Origin of the sequence: Pseudomonas sp. TMW22091, from assembly GCF_022496705.1 — a bacterium.
Lineage (GTDB): Bacteria > Pseudomonadota > Gammaproteobacteria > Pseudomonadales > Pseudomonadaceae > Aquipseudomonas > Aquipseudomonas saxonica.
The window spans coordinates 160,062-179,380 of sequence record NZ_SCFI01000001.1 but is presented as its reverse complement, the minus strand read 5'-3'; the positions used below and the strand labels follow the sequence as shown (position 1 = coordinate 179,380).

Genomic DNA, 19,319 nt, shown 5'->3' with positions numbered 1-19,319 from the left:
TTTATTCCCCTTTAGTGCCCGCAGCTTTTTCTGTTGCCGGGGCAGATGCCGGGGATGCGCTTTGAGACTTGTCCATGATTTTCACTTCGACACCTGGCTTGACGTATTGCAGGCCGTCAGTAATCAGGCGATCACCTGCTTTCAAGCCGTCTTCCACCAACCAGTCGCTGCCGACGGTGCGGGTCGCTTGCAGTACGCGCAGCTCAACTTTGTTGTCCGGGCCAACGATCAGTGCCGTCGGCTGGCCTTTGGAGTTGTGAGTCACACCGATTTGCGGTGCCAGAATGGCATCGCTGTTGATACCGGCTTCCAGTTGCGCATGAACAAACATGCCCGGTAGCAGAATATCTTTCGGGTTCGGGAATACGGCGCGCAGGGTAACGGAACCGGTGGTTTCGTCCACTGACACTTCAGAGAATTCCAGACGGCCTTCTTCTGAGTACTGGCTGCCGTCGGGCAGGGTCAATTTAACTTTGGCAGCGTTGGCACCCGCGGATTTCAAGCGGCCATCAGCCAGGTCACGGCGCAATTCAAGCATTTCGACAGAGGACTGGGTCACGTCAACATAGATCGGGTCCAGTTGAGTGATCACCGCCAGTGCGTTGGCTTGACCGCTGGTAACCAGAGCGCCCTCAGTAAACAGAGAACGACCAATACGGCCTGTCAGCGGCGCCAGTACTTTGGTGTAACGCAAGTTCACCATGGCGGTATTGAGTGCGGCTTCAGCCTCAAGGCGGGCCGACTCGGCGTTGTCGTATTCCTGACGGCTTACAGCTTGCTCTGCGACCAATTGCTTGTAACGGTCAGCCAGTGATTTGGCCGATTGTAGCGTTGCCTTGGCGCTCAAGACATTGCTTTGGTAGATAGCTGGATCGATTTGATACAGCTGTTGACCTTCTTTGACGTCGCTGCCTTCCTTGAAGTAGCGCTTAAGAATGATCCCGTTTACCTGCGGTCGAACTTCTGCCGAGCGATAAGAAGCTGTTCGGCCTGGTAGATCGGTAGTCAGGGCAAATGGCTGGGTTTTCAGCGTCACGACGCCGACCTGAGGGATTTGCGGGGCAGGTGCTGCCTCTTCCTTTTTACATCCGCTAATAAGCGAAGCTAGGGCGATGGCAGCAACCAGAGCGGTAACAGCTGGCTTGAATTGCATGAAGATCCTCGGGTCAGGCACGCGAAAGCGCACAAGAATAGTGGAAGGGTATAGAAAGCTGTTCCGGGTGGATAAGTAGCTTGCTAAGGAATATACTTACATTCGTGTCTGTTTGTAAATAGCGTGACTCCTTTGCAAAGTACGCTACAGAGTCCTTTTTAGAGCGTGAAGTAGGCCGGGATAAGGCATAACAAACGCCACCCGATGTTGATTTGGGCGCCTGAGTGCAACCGTCCAGATCCTCCTGATTGAGGTTTTTATTGCCATGGTGCGTCGTACCAAAGAAGAAGCTCAGGAAACGCGCAGTGCGATCCTCGAAGCAGCTGAGCAGGCCTTTTACACACGGGGTGTCGCACGCACGACACTGGCCGATATCGCCGCGTTGGCGGGCGTTACCCGAGGCGCCATTTACTGGCATTTCAGCAACAAGGCTGATCTTGTTCAAGCCATGCTGGACAGCTTGCACGAGCCGCTGGAAGAGCTGGCCAAAGCCAGCGAAAGTCAGGATGAGCTTGATCCGCTTGGGTGCATGCGCAAGCTGCTGGTCCATTTGTTTCGCCAGATTGCCATTGACCCTAAAACCCGGCGCATCAATGAGATTTTGTTCCATAAATGTGAATTCACTGACGAAATGTGCGATTTGCGTCGTCAACGCCAAGTGGCGATGGTCGACTGTAATAGCCGAATTGAGCTCACACTGAATAATGCAATCCATCGCAATCAACTCCCCAAAAACCTTGATGCTCGTCGCGCGGCTATTTGTCTGCATGCCTATATCGACGGAGTTCTTGGTCAATGGCTACTGGTTCCCGACAGCTTCGAGCTGCACAAGGACGCTGAGGCCTGGGTTGATGCCGGCATCGAAATGATCAGCTTGAGCCTGAGCCTACGCAATTGATGCCAAATTCGATCAGAGTCTAGTCGGAACGAAGCATATGCGTAGGAAGATTTCCCAAACGATGCAGTTTGATTCCCAGCGGTCTTTATATACGTCTAGGTCGCGGGTTTAAAGGTAGCCAGCTAAGTATTTTGTAGGTCAATTGTTACCGCATGGTTAAGGTCTCTGCAGTTCTGTATCTAGCCACCTTTTGCTTGAGCCTTGTTGCCGCTGCAATGAAACGGGAACAGCCCCTAGAGTTGTTGCGTGCGTATCCCTACACTCGGATAACGCTTTGGCCTTGGGCCAGAGCCGCCAGAGTTCAGCATGGCGGTCAATTTGACTGCCCTGAGCTTAAGCAAACAGGCTGCGATATGCCGAGAGCGTCGCGGCAAATTCGAGGAATAACAAGTGAACAAGATTTACTCGAGTGCTGAATCCGCTTTGCAGGGGCTTGTCGAGGACGGCATGACCCTGGCTGTTGGAGGTTTTGGGTTGTGTGGCATCCCTGAGGCCTTGATTGCAGCCCTGCGTGATACCGGCAAGCGTGATCTGACCGTGATCAGTAACAATGCGGGCGTCGATGGTTTTGGTTTGGGGCAACTGCTGACGACCCGTCAGATTCGCAAAATGATTTCTTCGTACGTCGGTGAGAACAAAGAGTTCGAGCGTCAGTTTCTGGCAGGCGAGTTAGAGCTTGAATTCACCCCCCAAGGCACCCTGGCGGAAAAGCTTCGGGCGGGTGGGGCCGGCATACCGGCGTTTTACACCAAAACGGGTTACGGGACGCTGGTGGCTGAAGGCAAGGAAACGCGTGAATTCGATGGTGAGTGGTACGTTATGGAGCGCTCGTTGCGGGCCGACGTCGCCCTGGTCAAAGCGTGGAAGGCTGATAAATCCGGCAATCTGCTGTTCAACAAAACCGCACGTAACTTCAACCCCTTGGCGGCCATGGCGGCCAAGGTGTGTGTGGTCGAAGTGGAAGAAATCGTTGAGATTGGCGAGATCGACCCGGATCACGTGCATTTACCGGGTATTTACGTACAGAGGCTGATCCTTAATGCCACCCCGGAAAAACGCATCGAACAACGCACTGTGCGGAGCGCCTGATCATGGCCTGGACTCGTGAAGAAATGGCGCACCGCGCCGCCCAAGAATTACAGGATGGTTTTTACGTCAATCTGGGTATCGGCTTGCCGACGCTGGTTGCCAACTACATACCTGAGGGCATGGATGTCTGGCTACAGAGTGAGAATGGGTTGCTCGGTATTGGCCCGTTCCCGACCGAAGATGAAGTGGACGCCGACCTGATCAACGCAGGCAAGCAAACCATCACCACCTTGCCCGGCAGCAGTTTTTTCAACAGCGCTGATTCATTCGCCATGATCCGTGGAGGGCACATCAATCTTTCCATTCTGGGGGCGATGCAAGTCTCCGAGAAAGGCGATCTGGCCAACTGGATGATCCCCGGCAAGATGGTGAAAGGCATGGGCGGCGCGATGGACTTGGTGGCCGGTGTCAAACGTGTGGTCGTGTTGATGGAGCACACAGCCAAGGGGGGTGCCCATAAACTGCTCAAATCGTGCGATTTACCCCTGACCGGTGTAGGCGTGGTTGACCGGATCATTACCGATCTGGGGGTGCTCGACGTCACCGAGCACGGTCTGAAACTGGTAGAGCTGGCAACAGGCGTGACCCGTGAGCAGCTTCAAGACGCCACAGGTTGCACCATCAGCGCTTAACCTTGAGGCTTACGAGCCTTGGCCGTAGACGATTCACTACGTTAAAACGCAAAAAGCCCCGGCTCATACGAGACGGGGCTTTTTAGCTACAGCATCAATCAGCGTTCCAGGTCGGCAATCTTACCTGGCTTGCCATCCCACTCGGCCGCGTCCGGCAGAGGGTCTTTACGCTCAGTGATGTTTGGCCAGATTTCAGCCAGCTCGACATTCAACTGAATGAAATTCTCCATGCCAGCAGGAATCTCATCTTCAGAGAAGATGGCCTGAGCTGGGCATTCAGGCTCACAAAGCGCGCAATCAATGCACTCATCCGGGTGAATCACCAGGAAGTTCGGGCCTTCGTAAAAGCAGTCCACCGGACAGACTTCTACGCAGTCGGTGTACTTGCACTTGATGCAGTTGTCGGTGACGACGAAGGTCATTTCTAATTTTCTCCTCAGGCGGCGGCAGCGAAGCCCTTCCAGTTCGGGCTCGCAGGGTTCGGGAGTGATATCTACTGAACAGGCTAAAAGGTCAGTAGCATCCCGAACCGCGCGCGATTCTAGCAGCTTTTAAAGGCGTGTCTTTAATGTGTAGAGCAAATCAAGTGCTTTACGCGGTGTGAGATTGTCCAGATCCAGCTTGGAAAGATCATCCAGAACCGGGTGAGGCAGGCTGGCAAACAAATCACTTTGTTGGGGCGCGGCCTTCTTGCCGGGGGTTGGTTTTGGCAATTCGTGCGGCAGGCTGGTGGTCTCCAGGCGGCTCAAATGCTCGCGTGCACGGGCGATAACAGGCGTAGGGACGCCTGCCAGCTGCGCCACGGCCAAACCATAACTTTGGCTGGCTGGCCCCGGCAGCACGTGGTGCAGAAATACGATGCGCTCGTTGTGCTCGGTTGCACTCAAGTGCACGTTGGCGACCAATGGTTCACTCTCGGGCAGTACCGTCAGCTCGAAGTAGTGAGTGGCGAACAAAGTATAAGCCCGCAGTTGAGCCAACCGTTCAGCGGCAGCCCAGGCCAGCGACAGGCCGTCAAAGGTGCTTGTGCCTCGACCCACTTCGTCCATCAGAACCAGGCTGCGGTCGGTAGCATTGTGCAGAATGTTCGCGGTCTCACTCATTTCAACCATGAAGGTCGAGCGTCCGCCGGCCAAGTCATCGCTGGAGCCTATGCGGGTAAAGATGCGATCAACGAGTGATAGTTCACAACTGGCCGCTGGTACAAAACTACCAATGTGCGCAAGTAGAACGATCAACGCGGTCTGACGCATGTAGGTCGATTTACCGCCCATGTTCGGGCCGGTGATCACCAGCATGCGGGTGTTGTCATCCAGCGCCAGATCGTTGGCCACAAACGGCGTGGTCAGCACTTGTTCAACCACCGGGTGTCGCCCCTGGTTGATGCGCATGCACGGCTCGTCAACAAAGCGCGGACAGTTCAAGTCGAGATTTAGCGCACGCTCCGCCAGATTGCTCAGTACGTCCAGTTCGGCCAGCGCGGCAGCGGTGTCTTGCAGGGGTGGCAGCTCACCGATCAAGGTTTCGAGCAAGGCTTCATAGAGCATCTTCTCGCGAGCCAATGCGCGACTTTTGGCAGACAGGGCCCTATCTTCGAAAGCTTTTAGCTCCGGCGTGATAAAGCGCTCGGCCCCCTTAAGCGTCTGGCGTCGAATGTAATCTGCCGGGGCTTGTTCGGCCTGTTTGCTGGGCAACTCAATAAAGTAGCCATGAACCCGGTTGTAACCGACCTTGAGGTTGGCGAGGCCCGTACGGGCTTTTTCGCGGGCTTCGAGATCAATCAGGAACTGGCCGGCGTTCTCGCTCAATGATTGCAGTTCATCAAGCTCGGCGTCATAGCCGGTCTTGAGTACACCGCCATCACGGATGACGGCAGGCGGGTTGTCGTTGATGGCTTTTTCAAGAAGGGCAGCCAGCTCCGGATAGGTGCTGGTGATGCGGGCCAGTTGCTGCAAATGCGGGGCTTCGAGGCCAATCATCGCATCCTGCAGCTCGGGCAGGGCCGTCAAGGCATCGCGTAGCCGGGCCAGATCTCGCGGGCGGGCGTTACGCAAACCGATTCGGGCCAGAATACGTTCCAGGTCGCCAATTTCTTTCAGCTGTGGTTGGAGCTTTTCAAAGCGATAGCCATCGAGCAGGCACGTAATCGACGACTGACGCGCGAGCAGAACACTCAAGTCGCGCAGCGGACGATTCAACCAGCGGGTCAGCAAGCGGCTGCCCATCGACGTCTGGCAGCGGTCAACCACCGATTGCAACGTGTTGTCGCGCCCCCCCGCCAGGTTGGTGTCCAGTTCCAGGTTGCGTCGGCTGGCACCATCGAGCACCACGGTGTCATCAAGACGTTCGTGGCGCAGGCTGCGCAAATGGGGCAGGGCGGTACGCTGAGTTTCCTTGGCATAGCTGAGCAAGCAACCGGCGGCGCCGATAGCCAGTGTCAGATTCTCGCAACCAAAGCCTTTGAGGTCTTGGGTCGAGAACTGCTGGCACAGACTTTTAAAGGCGGAGTCGCGCTCGAAATCCCACGGCGCGCGGCGACGTACACCGCGGCGCTTTTCTGCTGGTAAACCTTGTGGCCAATCATCCGGGATCATCAGCTCAACCGGGTTAATACGCTCCAGTTCGGCCAGCAGGTTCTCCCAGCCTTTGATCTCCAGTACCGAGAAGTTGCCACTGGTGATGTCCAGCACCGCGAGTCCAAACAAGCGCTCGTCGCCCAGTACGGCGGCAATCAGGTTGTCGCGGCGTTCATCCATCAACGCTTCGTCGCTGACCGTGCCCGGTGTGATGATGCGCACCACTTGACGATCGACCGGCCCTTTACTGGTTGCCGGGTCGCCCACCTGCTCACAAATGACCACCGACTCGCCAAGTTTTACCAGCTTGGCCAAATAACCTTCAGCTGCATGGTAAGGAATCCCGCACATGGGGATAGCCTGCCCGGCAGATTGTCCGCGTGCGGTGAGGGTGATATCCAGCAACTTGGCGGCTTTCTTCGCGTCTTCGTAGAAGATCTCGTAGAAGTCGCCCATGCGATAGAACATCAACTGATCAGGGTGCTGGTTCTTCAGGCGCCAGTACTGCTGCATCATCGGCGTGTGGCCGGAAAGGTCGGAAGTATTTTTACTCATGAGAGGCTTAGGCGGATTCGTTTTGAAAGTGGGCAAAGGCAGGCGCGTGGCCTGAGGTTTTCGCAATGGGCGCAAGGTTAACATGTCAGCCATGTGCATCTACAGGCGCTCATGGGCGCTGCTATTAATAGAAGAAATAGCATTTGCCATCTATAAACACCGCTAGCACTATTCTCTCCATGCCTAAACGAACTGTTTCTATCGTCCTCAAAGAGCTACTTGCTCGTCATCAGCTCAGTGCAATGGCGCTGCACCGTAGTACGGGTGTGCCGCAATCAACACTTTCGCGAATTTTGAATGGCAAAATTGTCGATCCGTCTGATAGGCAAATCTCTAGGATCGCGGAATATTTTCAAATCAGCACCGATCAACTGCGGGGCCGGGATAGCCCTGTCAGGCTTGTTGTATCCGAGGCCGACCCGAGGCATCCGCAGCTGCGGGATATTTGCTTATGGGATGACGACACGCCTGTGGCGGATGATGAAGTGTCCATTGCCTTTCTGCGCCAGGTCGAATTGGCGGCCGGTTCCGGGCGTTTTGCCATTGAAGAGAGCGAGCGTGCCAAACTGCGTTTTGGCAAGCGCAGCCTGCGCCATAACGGCGTGCAATTCGATCAGGCCAAGTGTGTGACGGTGCGCGGTGACAGCATGCTGCCGGTTTTGCGCGATGGTGCAACGGTGGGGGTCAACGCGGGCAAGCGTGCTCTTGAAGACGTCATTGATGGTGACCTGTATGCAATCAATCACAACGGCCAGCTACGGGTGAAGCAGGTCTATCGCTTGCCACAGGGTATTCGATTGCGCAGTTTTAACCGTGACGAGTATCCAGACGAGGACTACGCCTACAGTGACATGGAAGATGAGCAACTGGTCATTCTGGGCCATGTGTTCTGGTGGGGCATGTACGCACGCTGAGCTAAGTCTTATGAAAAAAGCCCACATAAACGTGGGTTTTTTTGGTTTTAAAGCGGTGTTTATTACGGATGGCGTATTCAAGGGTGGCTTGAGTTGGGCGGTATAGAAATATATGCACTGGTGCATTGACTGTATATCCATACATGCATAGTCTAGTTTGCATGACGCTCAGCGATCGAATTCAAGCAGGGAAGCGGCGCGATCAATAGCGCCGGCAGCCCAGGTCAGAAATTGACTATTTATCCCTAAGGACCCAGGAGTGATGACACCATGAATGAACCGCAAGTATTGCTGGATATGCCAGTTTTACTGGTCATCCTTCTGGCCTTGGTGGGGGGCGTTTTTGGAGAGATGTGGCGTGCTGACAAAGACGGTGCCAGTGGATGGTTGCTGATCCGGCGCCTTGCGCTGCGCTCGGGTGCCTGCATGGTATGTGGCGTCTCAACCTTTCTGTTGTTGTATTCGGCAGGTATGTCTGTGCTGGCGGCGGGTGCCTTTGGTTGCCTGACAGCATTGGCCGGTGCAGATGCTGCGATCAGCCTGTATCAGCGTTGGGCTGCAAAGCGGCTCGGGGTGGAGAGTTCTGCAACCGACTCACGAATCGAACCTTAGTTTTCGTGTAGGTTATGGCATCGATCAGTGCTTACAAATATGCGCAAACCATTGCCTCTCAGGAAATCACTATGGACTCACTGTCTCACCTTGCTGCCGAACTCGGAGACCTGCTGAAGGCGATAAATGCCCAGGTTACGACTGCTGAATCCTGCACTGGAGGTGGTATTGCCGAAGCCATTACCCGTATCCCCGGCAGTTCGGCCTGGTTCGAGGCCGGCTTTGTCACCTATTCCAATAAGCAAAAAACCAAGCAGCTGGGGGTTCCCGAGGCCTTGTTTGGCCAAGTCGGCGCTGTCAGCCGCGAGGTGGTCGAGGCTATGGTCGCGGGGGCTCAGGCGCAAAGCGGAGCACGCTTTGCCGTAGCAGTCAGTGGCGTGGCCGGGCCCGGTGGTGGCTCGGAAGAGAAACCGGTTGGCACCGTTTGGCTGGCGTGGGGGGATGACGGCGAGGTTACAACTGAACGCCGGTATTTTGCCGGTGACCGTGATGAGGTGCGCCGGCAAACCGTAATCGCTGCTCTGAAAGGCCTAATACGCCGAACGGTACGATAAATAAAAAAACAGGGGTAGGCGATCGTTTAACCCTGTGGAATAATACTGGCTACTTATACAGTTATCGGCCGACCGGCCTTATTGATTACGAGAGGACTTTAATGGACGACAACAAGAAGAAAGCCTTGGCTGCGGCCTTGGGTCAGATCGAACGTCAATTCGGCAAGGGTGCCGTAATGCTCATGGGCGAGCAAGAGCGCCAGGAAGTGCCGGCAATCTCTACCGGTTCGCTGGGTCTGGACATCGCGCTGGGCATTGGCGGCTTGCCAAAAGGCCGTATTGTTGAAATTTACGGTCCAGAGTCTTCGGGTAAAACCACACTCACTCTGTCGGTAATCGCTCAAGCACAAAAGGCGGGTGCCACCTGTGCCTTCGTCGATGCCGAACACGCCCTTGACCCTGAATACGCTGCCAAGCTGGGTGTTAACGTCGACGACCTGCTGGTTTCTCAGCCAGATACCGGCGAACAGGCACTTGAAATCACTGACATGCTGGTGCGTTCCAACGCCGTTGACGTGATCATCATCGACTCCGTAGCAGCATTGACCCCAAAAGCCGAAATCGAAGGCGATATGGGTGACATGCATGTGGGTCTGCAAGCCCGTCTCATGTCTCAGGCCCTGCGTAAAATTACCGGTAACATCAAAAACGCCAACTGCCTGGTGATCTTCATCAACCAGATCCGCATGAAAATCGGCGTGATGTTCGGCAGCCCGGAAACCACCACCGGTGGTAACGCGCTGAAGTTTTACTCCTCGGTACGTCTGGACATCCGCCGCACGGGTGCGGTGAAAGAAGGCGATGTGGTGGTTGGCAGCGAAACCCGCGTCAAAGTGGTCAAAAACAAAATGGCTCCGCCGTTCCGCCAGGCTGAATTCCAGATTCTTTACGGCAAGGGCATCTATCTCAATGGCGAGATGATCGACCTGGGCGTATTGCACGGCTTCGTCGAGAAGGCCGGCGCCTGGTACAGCTACAACGGCAGCAAGATTGGTCAGGGCAAAGCCAACTCGGCCAAGTTCCTGGACGACAACCCTGAAATCAAGGAAGCCCTTGAGAAGCAGTTGCGCGCCAAGTTGTTGGGGCCAAAGTCGGATGCCGAGATGGCTGAGATCAAAATCATGCCAAAAATGAGCAAAGCAGCCAAAGCGGCCGCTGATGAAGCTGAAGCGGCAGAAATGGCGCTGGAAAACGGCTCAGACGCCAATAACAACTGATCTGACTCATGACCGTAGTTCTGGATAACCTGGCCGCGGTGCGTCGAACTGCCATGGACCTGCTCGCGCGACGCGAGCATGGTCGGGTAGAGTTGACTCGCAAATTGCGTCAGCGCGGTGCTTGCCCCGACATGATCGACATCGCCCTCGACCGTTTAACGGAAGATGGTCTGCTGTCGGAGGCACGTTACCTTGAAAGCTATATCTCTTATCGTGCCGGTTCCGGTTATGGCCCTTTGCGCATTCGCGAAGAGCTTAATCAACGCGGGTTGCCCCGTGGCGATGTAGAAGATGCGCTGCGCGAGTGTGGATTTAACTGGCAAGAACGGTTGGAAGAAACCTGGCGCCGCAAGTTTTCCGCGCAGTTGCCGGAAGACGCCAAAGAACGTGCTCGCCAAGGGCGCTTCTTGAGTTATCGAGGCTATCCGCTGGAAATGATCGGCCGCTTGTTGAGTGGCCGAGAATTTGATGACTGACTACGGGCATCTGTAGTCACAGACTGCGATAAGCATTGCATGACCTTCGTTCCTGCTACGAACGCTTGATCATCCAACAACTTGTCGCAGCCTCATTTTCCCTACCTTATTCAGCGATCCACTCGGACCTTTGTGCTACCGGTGAGGACTCTGCTGTCGCCCAATTTTCGGGCAAGTTGATGAAGTTGACTAGTTCGCGTAACCGCCCTTGATTACGCCCACTGAAAGCGAAGCTCAGACACGTCAAGTGATTGAATGCAGGGTCGTCGTGCTCAATCTGCGCATAGGCTTGCTGGTGAAAACTGTCATGAACGCAAATGTCGGCGAAGTTCTGCTTGATCTGTTCAAGGGCTGCGACATTCACAGCCCTTTTCATGCGTAGAACAAAGGTTTTGGTGAGCCAGCGGCTCGAATGGTAGTTGCTGTAGAACTGCTCGATCTCATCAACCGCTTCTTGAGCACTGTGAACCAGACGCATCAATTTCAGATCATTGGGCAGAATGTATTGATGGGCTTGCAACTGGTTATGGATGAAGTCCAGGGCGCTTTGCCAGAACGTTGCGCCGGGCATATCCAGAAGCACGATTGGCACCAGAGGTGTTTTGCCGGTTTGCATCAGCGTCAGCACTTCCAGCACTTCGTCCAATGTGCCGAAGCCGCCGGGGCAAATGATCAAGGCCTCTGCTTCCTTGATGAAAAACAGCTTGCGGGTGAAGAAGAAGTGAAAGGCCAGCAAGTGCTCTGAGTCAATGATTGTGGCGTTGGCGCGCTGTTCAAATGGCAGGGTGATATTGAACCCCAAGCTGTATTGCAGACCCGCGCCTTCATGTGCAGCGGCCATTATTCCGCCGCCGCCTCCAGTAATGACCATCATGTCTGACCGTGCCAGTGTTGCACCCACCTCGCGGGCCAGCACATACAGGGGATCTTCTGCGGGCGTGCGGGCTGAGCCGAACACGGTGACTTTGCGGCGTCCTTTGAATTGCTCCAGTACGCGAAAGGTTTTTTCAAGTTCGCGGATGGCTTGCAGGGTGATTTTGGCATTCCAGCGATCGATATCGTCATGGGCCATGCGCAAGACAGTCAGCAGCATCTCACGATAAAGCGGTTGGTTCGGGCTGTCAGGGGCCACCCGTTGTAGTTGTGCATCAACCTCTGCGGCAACATTCAGGCCGTGGTTCTCGAAGTAAAGTGACAGGGTGTCCTGAGTTTGGTCGGGCATGTATAGCTCCTTCTAGACAACATCCTTGGGGGCGCCCGATCAGCCAAGCGCAACGACTCAAGGAGTCAAAAGCGATGGTTGATGATGGTCCGGTGTTGTCTTGACTGGCAATAGCTAATTGCCTGATGTGGAAGAAGAAGCCTGATAACGAAGAAAGTGCAGCGAGGGCTGCACGCCGTTTATGACACGGCGTGCGCAAGAAAAGCAGGCAGTGATTATTTGCGCTGGCAGTTGTCGGCGCCGATGTCCTGGGTCAAAACCGATGTATTGGTTTTGTATTCCCTGATGTCAAAGCGCATGGTCGCGCCCTTGGCCATCAATTTACGGAAGTTCGGGTTGCTGCAAACGCTGCGGCCCAGTTGCGGTACGGCCGCTTCCGGAGCAGAGCGCATTTGTGCTGAAAGGGTAGGGCTGGCTTCCAGGTGATTGATCAGCACCGTGCCGTCAACGGAAAAGCCTTTGTCCAGAAGGTCGGGGCTGATGGCGCGGGGTTTCCCTTCATTGCTGACTTTGGCAACTTTGAGCAAGTCCTTATTCAAGTTGAACTCTGCAAGAGAGGCCGCTTGAGCGCTCAATGGCAGTGCGAACAGTAGAGCAAGGGTCGGGATGATAGTGCGCAGCATGAAACTCTCCTGATTTCAGTGACGCAAGCTTCGACCCGTCATAGATCGGTGCGTTCAGTGGCGCAGGAGTATAGGTCAGCATTGGAGCACAGGAAATGCCTCCGGTCATGGGGGCTCAGCCTCTGTTAAACTTCGCGGCTCTCTTTTTACTATCCGTCGTTACCCAGATCATGACCCTGATGACCTTTTCCCCCAATGCTGTTGCCCGTTTACGTGACGAGCGTGAAGAGGAGAGCACCAAGCCTTATCTGGCGCGAGGTTCACGCGCGCCGCGCTGCCATACGTGTCGAGTGATCGTCAGTCATTGCCTGTGCAACTGGCGGCCCCGGGTCAGTACTCGCGCAGGCGTTTGCCTGATCATGACCAAAAAGGAAGTCTTCAAGCCCAGTAATACAGGCTGGTTGATTGCTGACGTGGTGAAGGACAATTTTGCGTTTATCTGGTCGCGCACTGAAACGGATGATGCTTTGCTGGCCTTGCTGGCCGACCCACAGTGGCAGCCTTACCTGGTGTTTCCGGGTGAGTATGTTGCCCCTGAGCGTGTCACGCATTCGGTGGAAATGGACACCAGTAAACGGCCTCTCTTTATTCTGCTTGATGCAACTTGGACCGAGGCGCGCAAGATCTTTCGCAAAAGCCCGTATTTTGATGCCTTGCCGATTTTGAGTCTGCTGCCAGAAAAACTGTCTCGCTATCGTTTACGCAGATCGACGCGAAGCGAGCACTTGTGTACAGCCGAAGTGGCCAGCTTGTGCCTTGATCTTGCCGGAGACACCGAGGCTTCCTGTGCGCTGGATGCTTACTTTGATGTGTTCAGTCAGCATTATCTGGATGCCAAAAACCAGTTGCCGATTAACGAGAGCAGTGCAGCGCACCGTGAACTGGGCGTTTTTGTAAAAGACCTTCCCCAGAATCGCTCTCAATAGACTAAAGAAGTAGCGCTACAATTTTCACCGTGATGTCACTTAGCGCTATCACCGGTTCTGGAGGGTGGCGCTGTAATAGCATTTAGCTGAGTCTGGCGTCAGGTTTTCGACTTGACCCCTCTGGATTCGCTCGGCATGCTTGGCGCCCATTGGGCGGCAACGACTGTAAAAACACTTATATTTACCGACGTTTAGCGTAAAACGCGTGTTTTGAAACGCTTCTCTACGCTGTTGTTCGAGTTGCCTTAGCGAGTACTGAAATGCATCAGGGCTCGCCTAAAAAACAGGATCATTTAAAAAATGGCCACATACGAAATCCTGATTGCCGACGACCATCCTTTGTTTCGCAGTGCTTTGCGCCAAGCGGTGACAATGGGGTTGGGGCCTGATGTCCGCTTGGTGGAGGTCGCCAGTATTGCCGAGCTTGAGGCACAGCTGGCAGACAAGGCCGATTGGGATCTGGTGCTGCTCGACCTTAATATGCCGGGTGCTTACGGTTTCTCCGGGCTGGTATTGTTACGTGGACAGTACCCACAAATTCCGGTGGTAATGGTTTCGGCTCAGGAAGATGCATCAATCATGGTGCGCTCGCGTGAATTTGGCGCCAGTGGTTTTATCCCCAAATCAAGCTCTATGACTGACATTCAGCAAGCAGTGAGTGCTGTGCTGGAGGGTGATGTTAGCTGGCCACCCAAGGCTTTCGAGGCCGTTCAGGTCTCCGCTGAAGCCAAAGCGGCAAGTGAAGGGTTGGCCAGTCTCACCCCCCAACAGTTCAGGGTGTTGACCATGGTGTGTGAAGGGCTGCTGAATAAGCAGATCGCTTACGAACTGGGCGTGTCCGAAGCCACTATCAAAGCACACGTGACGGCTATTTTCCGCAAGTTAGGGGTTCGTACCCGGACTCAGGCGGCGCTCCTTCTGCAACAGCTTGAATCAATTTCGAGCCATTAAGCTGCTGGCTTTCACGCTTTTTTAACAAGCGGTGAACTAGCGTTCCACCCTCATTTTTTGTGCAGTTGCCTATCTATGTCGCCTTTTAAGGGTAAAACCGGATTTAAACGGATTTTGAATGCGGGCGGCTACTCGCTGGACGGTTTACGAGCAGCCTTCACCGGCGAGGCTGCATTTAGGCAATTGGTGTTGCTTAATGTGGTGTTGATCCCGCTGACATTTTTATTGAATGTCAGCCGGGTAGAGCGTGCGCTATTGATTGCCGTGTGCTTGCTGGCACTGATTGTGGAGTTGCTGAACTCGGCCATTGAAGCCGCGATCGATCGAATCTCCCTTGATCTGCACCCGCTGTCTAAAAACGCCAAAGACATGGGCAGTGCCGCGCAATTTGTGGTGCTCACGCTGATTGCCGTGGTGTGGGCCGTGATCCTGCTTTAAGCAATGCTCGGCAGCACGATCTCGTCGCTGCGCTGAACACCTGCGGTAAATGCGCGGCACAGTTCCAGAAACTCGCGCATTGCTGAGGTCTGGTACTTCTTCTTGTGCCAGATGAAGAAAAATTGACGAGCGAGATCCAGATCAGGGGTTTCTACTGCCACCAGGCTGCCCCGCCGAAAAGCATCGCGCAGGGCCAGCCGAGAGATACAACCAATTCCCAGACCTGATTCCACCGCGCGTTTAATCGCTTCGGTGTGTTCCAGTTCGAGGCGGATATTGAGCGACGTCTGATGATGGCGCATGGCTTGGTCGAAGGTCAGGCGGGTACCGGATCCTTGTTCTCGCAAAATCCATGCTTCGCGGCTCAGTTCTTCCAGTGTCGCGTGCCCACGAGCCGCCAGCGGATGTTGAGGAGCGCAGAACACCACCAATTCATCTTCAACCCAGCTTTGCACTTCAATATCAGGGTGGCTGCAATCGCCCTCGATCAGACCAAGATCAATTTCATAATGGGCCACTTGTTGCACGATATGCGCCGTGTTTTGAACGATCAATTTGACCTGGCTCTCAGGGTGCGCCTGCATAAAACTGCCGATCAGCAGTGTGGCCAGGTAGTTGCCAATGGTCAGTGTGGCGCCCACGGTGAGCGAGCCGAAACCTGACTTGCCATTGAGCAAGTCCTCGATTTCCTTGGCCTGGTCCAGTAGCGCGACGGCCTGAGGCAATAACTGGCGACCTAAGGCATTAAGGCTTAGACGTTTGCCCGCACGATCAAAGAGCTGGCAGCTGGTTTGACGCTCCAGTTCGGTGATTGAAGTACTGGCAGCCGATTGTGAAAGGGCCAACAAACCCGCAGCGCGTGACACGCTCTCTTGTTGGGCGACGGTGACAAAAACCTGGAGTTGTCTGAGAGTAAATCGCATATCGATATAACCGATAACCCTTATCTTAATAATTCAGTTAACAGATATTGTCCTCGCCATTAGAATGCTGCGCAATCGCGCCCATTGTCAGCGCAGGCGAATTTTAGGAGCCCCGTACATGAGCAACATGAACCACGAACGTGTCCTCAGTGTTCACCACTGGAACGACACCCTGTTCAGCTTCAAGTGCACCCGTGACCCGGGCCTGCGCTTTGAGAACGGTCAGTTCGTGATGATCGGCCTGATGCAGCCTAACGGTCGTCCGCTTATGCGTGCCTATTCGATCGCCAGCCCTAACTGGGAAGAGCATCTTGAGTTCTTCAGCATCAAGGTGCCGGACGGCCCGCTGACCTCTCAATTGCAGCATTTGAAGGAAGGCGATGAAGTCCTGATCAGCAAAAAGCCTACGGGCACGCTGGTTCTGGATGACTTGAAGCCGGGTAAGCATTTGTACCTGTTGAGCACGGGTACAGGTTTGGCGCCGTTTATGAGCGTCATCCAGGATCCTGAAACCTATGAGCGTTTCGACAAGGTGATCCTGTGCCACGGCGTCCGTTACGTCAATGAAGTGGCTTACCGCGAATTCATCACCGAGACCTTGCCGCAGAATGAGTTCTTCGGTGAGGCGGTGCGCGAAAAACTGATCTACTACCCAACCGTAACCCGTGAGCCATTCGAAAATCAGGGTCGTTTGACCGATTTGATGCGCAGCGGCAAGTTGTTCTCCGATATTGGCCTGCCGCCGATCAACCCGCAGGACGATCGCGCCATGCTGTGCGGTAGCCCAAGCATGCTCGACGAAACCAGCGAAGTGCTTAACAGCTTCGGCCTGACCGTTTCGCCGCGGATGCGCGAGCCGGGTGACTATTTGATCGAGCGCGCCTTCGTCGAGAAGTAAGCAGCGCGGATCAAAAAAAGAGGGAGCTGGCTTGCCAGCTCCCTCTTTTTGTTTGCGCCTACTGCTTAGGAATCACCTCGAGCACGCGAATTACACTGGGCTGCGGGTAATGCCAGCGCACATCGACATCCCAAAAACCTGCGCCGTATTCGCGCTCGGCTGTAGGTGTCTGGTAGGCCGGTCGTGGGTCTTGGGCCAAGCATTGCTCTATCAGCGCCACCAGCGGCTCTTGAATACGCAGGGCATGCTCTTGTGCCTGGTGCAGCGCGTTCTCGCTCCAGTGCACGGGGATCAAGGCCGGTGGTGCGCTTGCCATGCTGTTGCTGGCGCTGTCGATAATGTCGGCGTAAGGCACGTAGGGCTTGATGTCCAGAATCGGCGTGCCGTCGAGCAGGTCAATTCCTGAGATAAACAAGCGCCCGGGTTCAACCTTGTCCAGCTTGACCACTGACTGGCCAATACCATTCGGGCGATGGGTGGCGCGGGTAGCGAATACGCCCATGGACGTATTGCCGCCTAGCCGGGGCGGGCGCACCTTGAGGCGAGGCTTGTCTTCGAGTGCCTGATGGAACACAAACAGTAGCCAGACGTGACTCACCTGTTCCAGTCCCTGTACTGCGTCGCCCTGATTGAAAGGCGCAACCAGTTCCAGTACACCGCGGGCGGCCGGAGCCAGCTGCGGCTGACGCGGAATGGCGAACTTTTCCTTGAAGCAGGAGCGCACAAAGCCAATAGGCGAAACGCTGTAGGTCATGGTTGCGCGGGCTCCCAGCTGTTTTTAAGCTCTAACCCGCAGGGTCAGGCCCTTGAGGAAATTGCGCAGCAACTGGTCGCCACAGGTGCGGTAGTTGGTGTGGCCAAACTTGCGGAAAAGAGCGCTCAATTCTGGTTTCGACACAGGGAACTCAGCCGCCTTGAGGATGGCGTGCATGTCGTCCTCTTTGAGTTCGAATGCAACCCGCAGTTTTTTCAAGATGATGTTGTTGGTCACGGGCAGTTCTACCGGCATCGGCGGACGGCTTTCGTCTTTACCGCGCTTGAAGATCACCAGGCCATCAAGGAAGTGCGCCATGACGTCGTCAGGGCAGCGAACAAAACCTTCTTCCTCGTCTTTCTTCAGGTAGGTCAGCACGTCTTCTTTGGTGACGTCCATGCCGCCCAGCTTGATGATTTCGACAACCTTGTTGTCACTGATGTCGAGCATGTAGCGCACGCTACGCAATACGTCGTTATGAATCATGTGGTCAATCCTGATATTCAGCAGTGAGCACCGCAGGCCATGCTGCGGTGTCGAAATGTTCGGGGCAGGCGGTGTTTAGAACTTTTCGGTGGTCGCCATGTAGCGCCACTGGCCGACAGGCAACTTGCCCATCGATACGCCACCAATACGAATGCGGCGCATGGAAATGACGGTCAGGCCGACGGCCTGGCAGAATTGTGCAATGACACCCGGCTGCGGATTCTTCATCGCAAAGCGCAGACGATTTTCACTCTGCCAACTGGCCTTCACGGCAGGCAGTTCGCGGCCTTTGTAGGTCATGCCGTGGTTAAGACGGTTCAAACCGTGCGGGGCCATCTCGCCGGAGACTTCAACCACATACTCTTGCTCGATTTTGTTGGCATCGGCAGTCAGTTTGCGCACAATTTTCCAGTCTTGGGTGAACACCAGCAGGCCGCTGGCGTTGGCTTGCAACTCATTGCCAACGGTCAGGCGCAGGAAATGCCCCTTGAGCGGTCGTTTGCCGTAGCGATGTTCTTCGCTCAGGGTCTCTGGGCCAATCAAAGCCATGGCACTGTCCGTGTCCAGGCCCGCAGGTGCGTTCAGCAAGATGGTCACAGGCTCAGGTGGTGTGGCCTTGGCGTGCGGATCCAGCTCGACCTTTTGGTCGCTGACCTTGAATTGCGGCTCGTCGATGACTTCGCCATCTACCGTGACCCAGCCACCTTCAATGAACAGTTCGGCCTCACGGCGGGAGCAGCCGACGAGTTCGATGAGGCGTTTGGAGAGACGTATCGGTTCAGACATGACAGGGGCCGTAATAGAATGGGGCGGCTATTGTACCCGGCTGGCGCTGGTTAAGCCCGGCTACATTTACCGAAAGCACGGGGTGGGCGTTTATAACGCAAGTGAAGCAGCGGATATGGCTGGCCCAAGCCGTCTTTTTCGCAGCGGCCAACGACTTCAAAGCCTTGTTTCATGTAAAAGCCGATAGCTTGCGAATTTTGTTCGTTAACGTCCAGTTCCTGGGCGTTGAGCTCGTCTATGGCAAAGCAGAGCAGGCTTTTGCCTACCCCGAGGCCCCGATAGTCGGGGTGGATGAAAAGCATTTCAACCTTGTTGGCTGCCACGCCCACAAAGCCGCTGATTTTTTTGCGGGCCGGGTCTTTGCAACACGCGAGCATCACGGTGTCCAGATACTGATCTTTAACCATGGGCCGCAGCAGCTGAATATAGCTGTCAGGCAAAAAATCGTGGGTAGCGCGAACGGATGCCTCCCATACGTCAGTCAGTTCGACAAAATCCCTAAGGCGCGGCGTATGAATGGCCCACTTCTGTTGCATCGGCGTGTCTCCTGGCGCAGATGACGAGCGCTATGGGTTAACAATAGCCGTAAAAAAAGCCCTGTCGTGAGCACGGCAGGGCTTTTTTTCGCAAGCATTA

The 19,319-nt window shown here is 54.9% G+C and carries 22 protein-coding genes; 12 read left to right on the top strand and 10 right to left on the bottom strand.

Annotated elements, in window-relative coordinates; genetic code table 11:
- Position 1: 1 nt before the first annotated feature.
- Positions 2-1,153: an efflux RND transporter periplasmic adaptor subunit gene (locus EQV93_RS00830; protein ID WP_240890719.1), complete on the bottom strand. Its 1,152-nt coding sequence runs from the start codon at positions 1,151-1,153 to the stop codon at positions 2-4.
- Between the two features lie 265 nt (positions 1,154-1,418).
- On the opposite strand from EQV93_RS00830, the gene EQV93_RS00825 reads away from it, so the two are divergent.
- The 3 genes from EQV93_RS00825 (at position 1,419) to EQV93_RS00815 (ending at position 3,772) form a co-directional block, all read left to right on the top strand.
- On the top strand, positions 1,419-2,051 hold the full coding sequence (locus tag EQV93_RS00825; RefSeq protein WP_122784716.1) for a TetR family transcriptional regulator: 633 nt from the start codon (positions 1,419-1,421) through the stop codon (positions 2,049-2,051).
- 390 nt (positions 2,052-2,441) lie between these two features.
- Positions 2,442-3,140 carry a CoA transferase subunit A gene (locus EQV93_RS00820; RefSeq protein ID WP_122784715.1) on the top strand — a complete coding sequence of 233 codons (699 nt, stop codon included), beginning with the start codon at positions 2,442-2,444 and terminating at the stop codon, positions 3,138-3,140.
- Between the two features lie 2 nt (positions 3,141-3,142).
- Positions 3,143-3,772 carry a CoA transferase subunit B gene (locus tag EQV93_RS00815; RefSeq protein WP_122784714.1) on the top strand — a complete coding sequence of 210 codons (630 nt, stop codon included), beginning with the start codon at positions 3,143-3,145 and terminating at the stop codon, positions 3,770-3,772.
- Between the two features lie 98 nt (positions 3,773-3,870).
- Here the strand turns inward: EQV93_RS00815 and fdxA are convergent, their stop codons facing one another.
- Positions 3,871-4,194, bottom strand: coding sequence for a ferredoxin FdxA (gene fdxA / locus EQV93_RS00810; protein ID WP_122784713.1), 324 nt, complete (start codon positions 4,192-4,194; stop codon positions 3,871-3,873).
- A gap of 129 nt (positions 4,195-4,323) precedes the next feature.
- Positions 4,324-6,903 carry a DNA mismatch repair protein MutS gene (gene mutS / locus EQV93_RS00805; RefSeq protein ID WP_240890718.1) on the bottom strand — a complete coding sequence of 860 codons (2,580 nt, stop codon included), beginning with the start codon at positions 6,901-6,903 and terminating at the stop codon, positions 4,324-4,326.
- Between the two features lie 179 nt (positions 6,904-7,082).
- On the opposite strand from mutS, the gene EQV93_RS00800 reads away from it, so the two are divergent.
- From EQV93_RS00800 to recX, 5 genes are all read left to right on the top strand, one after another.
- Complete coding sequence (locus tag EQV93_RS00800; protein WP_122784712.1) at positions 7,083-7,817, top strand: LexA family transcriptional regulator; 735 nt, start codon at positions 7,083-7,085, stop codon at positions 7,815-7,817.
- Positions 7,818-8,087: 270 nt separating this feature from the next.
- Complete coding sequence (locus EQV93_RS00795) at positions 8,088-8,429, top strand: phage holin family protein (protein WP_122784711.1); 342 nt, start codon at positions 8,088-8,090, stop codon at positions 8,427-8,429.
- Positions 8,430-8,500: 71 nt separating this feature from the next.
- On the top strand, positions 8,501-8,983 hold the full coding sequence (locus EQV93_RS00790) for a CinA family protein (protein WP_122784710.1): 483 nt from the start codon (positions 8,501-8,503) through the stop codon (positions 8,981-8,983).
- A gap of 101 nt (positions 8,984-9,084) precedes the next feature.
- Entirely contained in the window at positions 9,085-10,200 is a 1,116-nt protein-coding gene (gene recA / locus EQV93_RS00785; protein WP_122784709.1) for a recombinase RecA, read from the top strand.
- Between the two features lie 8 nt (positions 10,201-10,208).
- The gene (recX, locus tag EQV93_RS00780) at positions 10,209-10,676 is read left to right on the top strand and encodes a recombination regulator RecX (RefSeq protein WP_122784708.1); all 468 of its coding nucleotides are present in this window, start codon (positions 10,209-10,211) and stop codon (positions 10,674-10,676) included.
- 106 nt (positions 10,677-10,782) lie between these two features.
- Here recX and EQV93_RS00775 read toward each other — a convergent pair whose 3' ends face one another.
- Positions 10,783-11,898, bottom strand: coding sequence for a TIGR00730 family Rossman fold protein (locus tag EQV93_RS00775; RefSeq protein WP_146384057.1), 1,116 nt, complete (start codon positions 11,896-11,898; stop codon positions 10,783-10,785).
- A gap of 215 nt (positions 11,899-12,113) precedes the next feature.
- Positions 12,114-12,521 (bottom strand): PA3611 family quorum-sensing-regulated virulence factor, encoded by a 408-nt coding sequence (locus EQV93_RS00770; protein WP_146384055.1) that lies wholly within the window; start codon positions 12,519-12,521, stop codon positions 12,114-12,116.
- 179 nt (positions 12,522-12,700) lie between these two features.
- On the opposite strand from EQV93_RS00770, the gene EQV93_RS00765 reads away from it, so the two are divergent.
- From EQV93_RS00765 to EQV93_RS00755, 3 genes are all read left to right on the top strand, one after another.
- Positions 12,701-13,447, top strand: coding sequence for a tRNA-uridine aminocarboxypropyltransferase (locus EQV93_RS00765; RefSeq protein ID WP_122784894.1), 747 nt, complete (start codon positions 12,701-12,703; stop codon positions 13,445-13,447).
- A gap of 300 nt (positions 13,448-13,747) precedes the next feature.
- Positions 13,748-14,398, top strand: coding sequence for a response regulator transcription factor ErdR (gene erdR / locus EQV93_RS00760; RefSeq protein WP_146384053.1), 651 nt, complete (start codon positions 13,748-13,750; stop codon positions 14,396-14,398).
- Positions 14,399-14,473: 75 nt separating this feature from the next.
- On the top strand, positions 14,474-14,836 hold the full coding sequence (locus EQV93_RS00755) for a diacylglycerol kinase (RefSeq protein ID WP_146384051.1): 363 nt from the start codon (positions 14,474-14,476) through the stop codon (positions 14,834-14,836).
- On the opposite strand, the gene EQV93_RS00750 is transcribed toward EQV93_RS00755, so the two are convergent.
- Entirely contained in the window at positions 14,833-15,759 is a 927-nt protein-coding gene (locus EQV93_RS00750) for a LysR family transcriptional regulator (RefSeq protein ID WP_122784703.1), read from the bottom strand. The two genes, EQV93_RS00755 and EQV93_RS00750, sit on opposite strands and share 4 nt — an antisense overlap.
- A 118-nt stretch (positions 15,760-15,877) precedes the next feature.
- Between EQV93_RS00750 and fpr the strand changes: the two genes are divergently transcribed.
- Positions 15,878-16,657 carry a ferredoxin-NADP reductase gene (gene fpr, locus EQV93_RS00745; RefSeq protein ID WP_122784702.1) on the top strand — a complete coding sequence of 260 codons (780 nt, stop codon included), beginning with the start codon at positions 15,878-15,880 and terminating at the stop codon, positions 16,655-16,657.
- A gap of 58 nt (positions 16,658-16,715) precedes the next feature.
- On the opposite strand, the gene tsaA is transcribed toward fpr, so the two are convergent.
- The 4 genes from tsaA to EQV93_RS00725 form a co-directional block, all read right to left on the bottom strand.
- Positions 16,716-17,411, bottom strand: coding sequence for a tRNA (N6-threonylcarbamoyladenosine(37)-N6)-methyltransferase TrmO (gene tsaA, locus EQV93_RS00740; protein WP_146384049.1), 696 nt, complete (start codon positions 17,409-17,411; stop codon positions 16,716-16,718).
- A gap of 24 nt (positions 17,412-17,435) precedes the next feature.
- Entirely contained in the window at positions 17,436-17,897 is a 462-nt protein-coding gene (locus EQV93_RS00735; RefSeq protein WP_122784700.1) for a DUF1456 family protein, read from the bottom strand.
- Positions 17,898-17,972: 75 nt separating this feature from the next.
- Positions 17,973-18,683 (bottom strand): rRNA pseudouridine synthase, encoded by a 711-nt coding sequence (locus tag EQV93_RS00730; protein WP_122784699.1) that lies wholly within the window; start codon positions 18,681-18,683, stop codon positions 17,973-17,975.
- A gap of 50 nt (positions 18,684-18,733) precedes the next feature.
- A complete protein-coding gene (locus EQV93_RS00725) occupies positions 18,734-19,219 on the bottom strand; it encodes a GNAT family N-acetyltransferase (RefSeq protein ID WP_146384045.1) in 486 nt (161 codons plus the stop codon).
- Between the last annotated feature and the right edge of the window lie 100 nt (positions 19,220-19,319).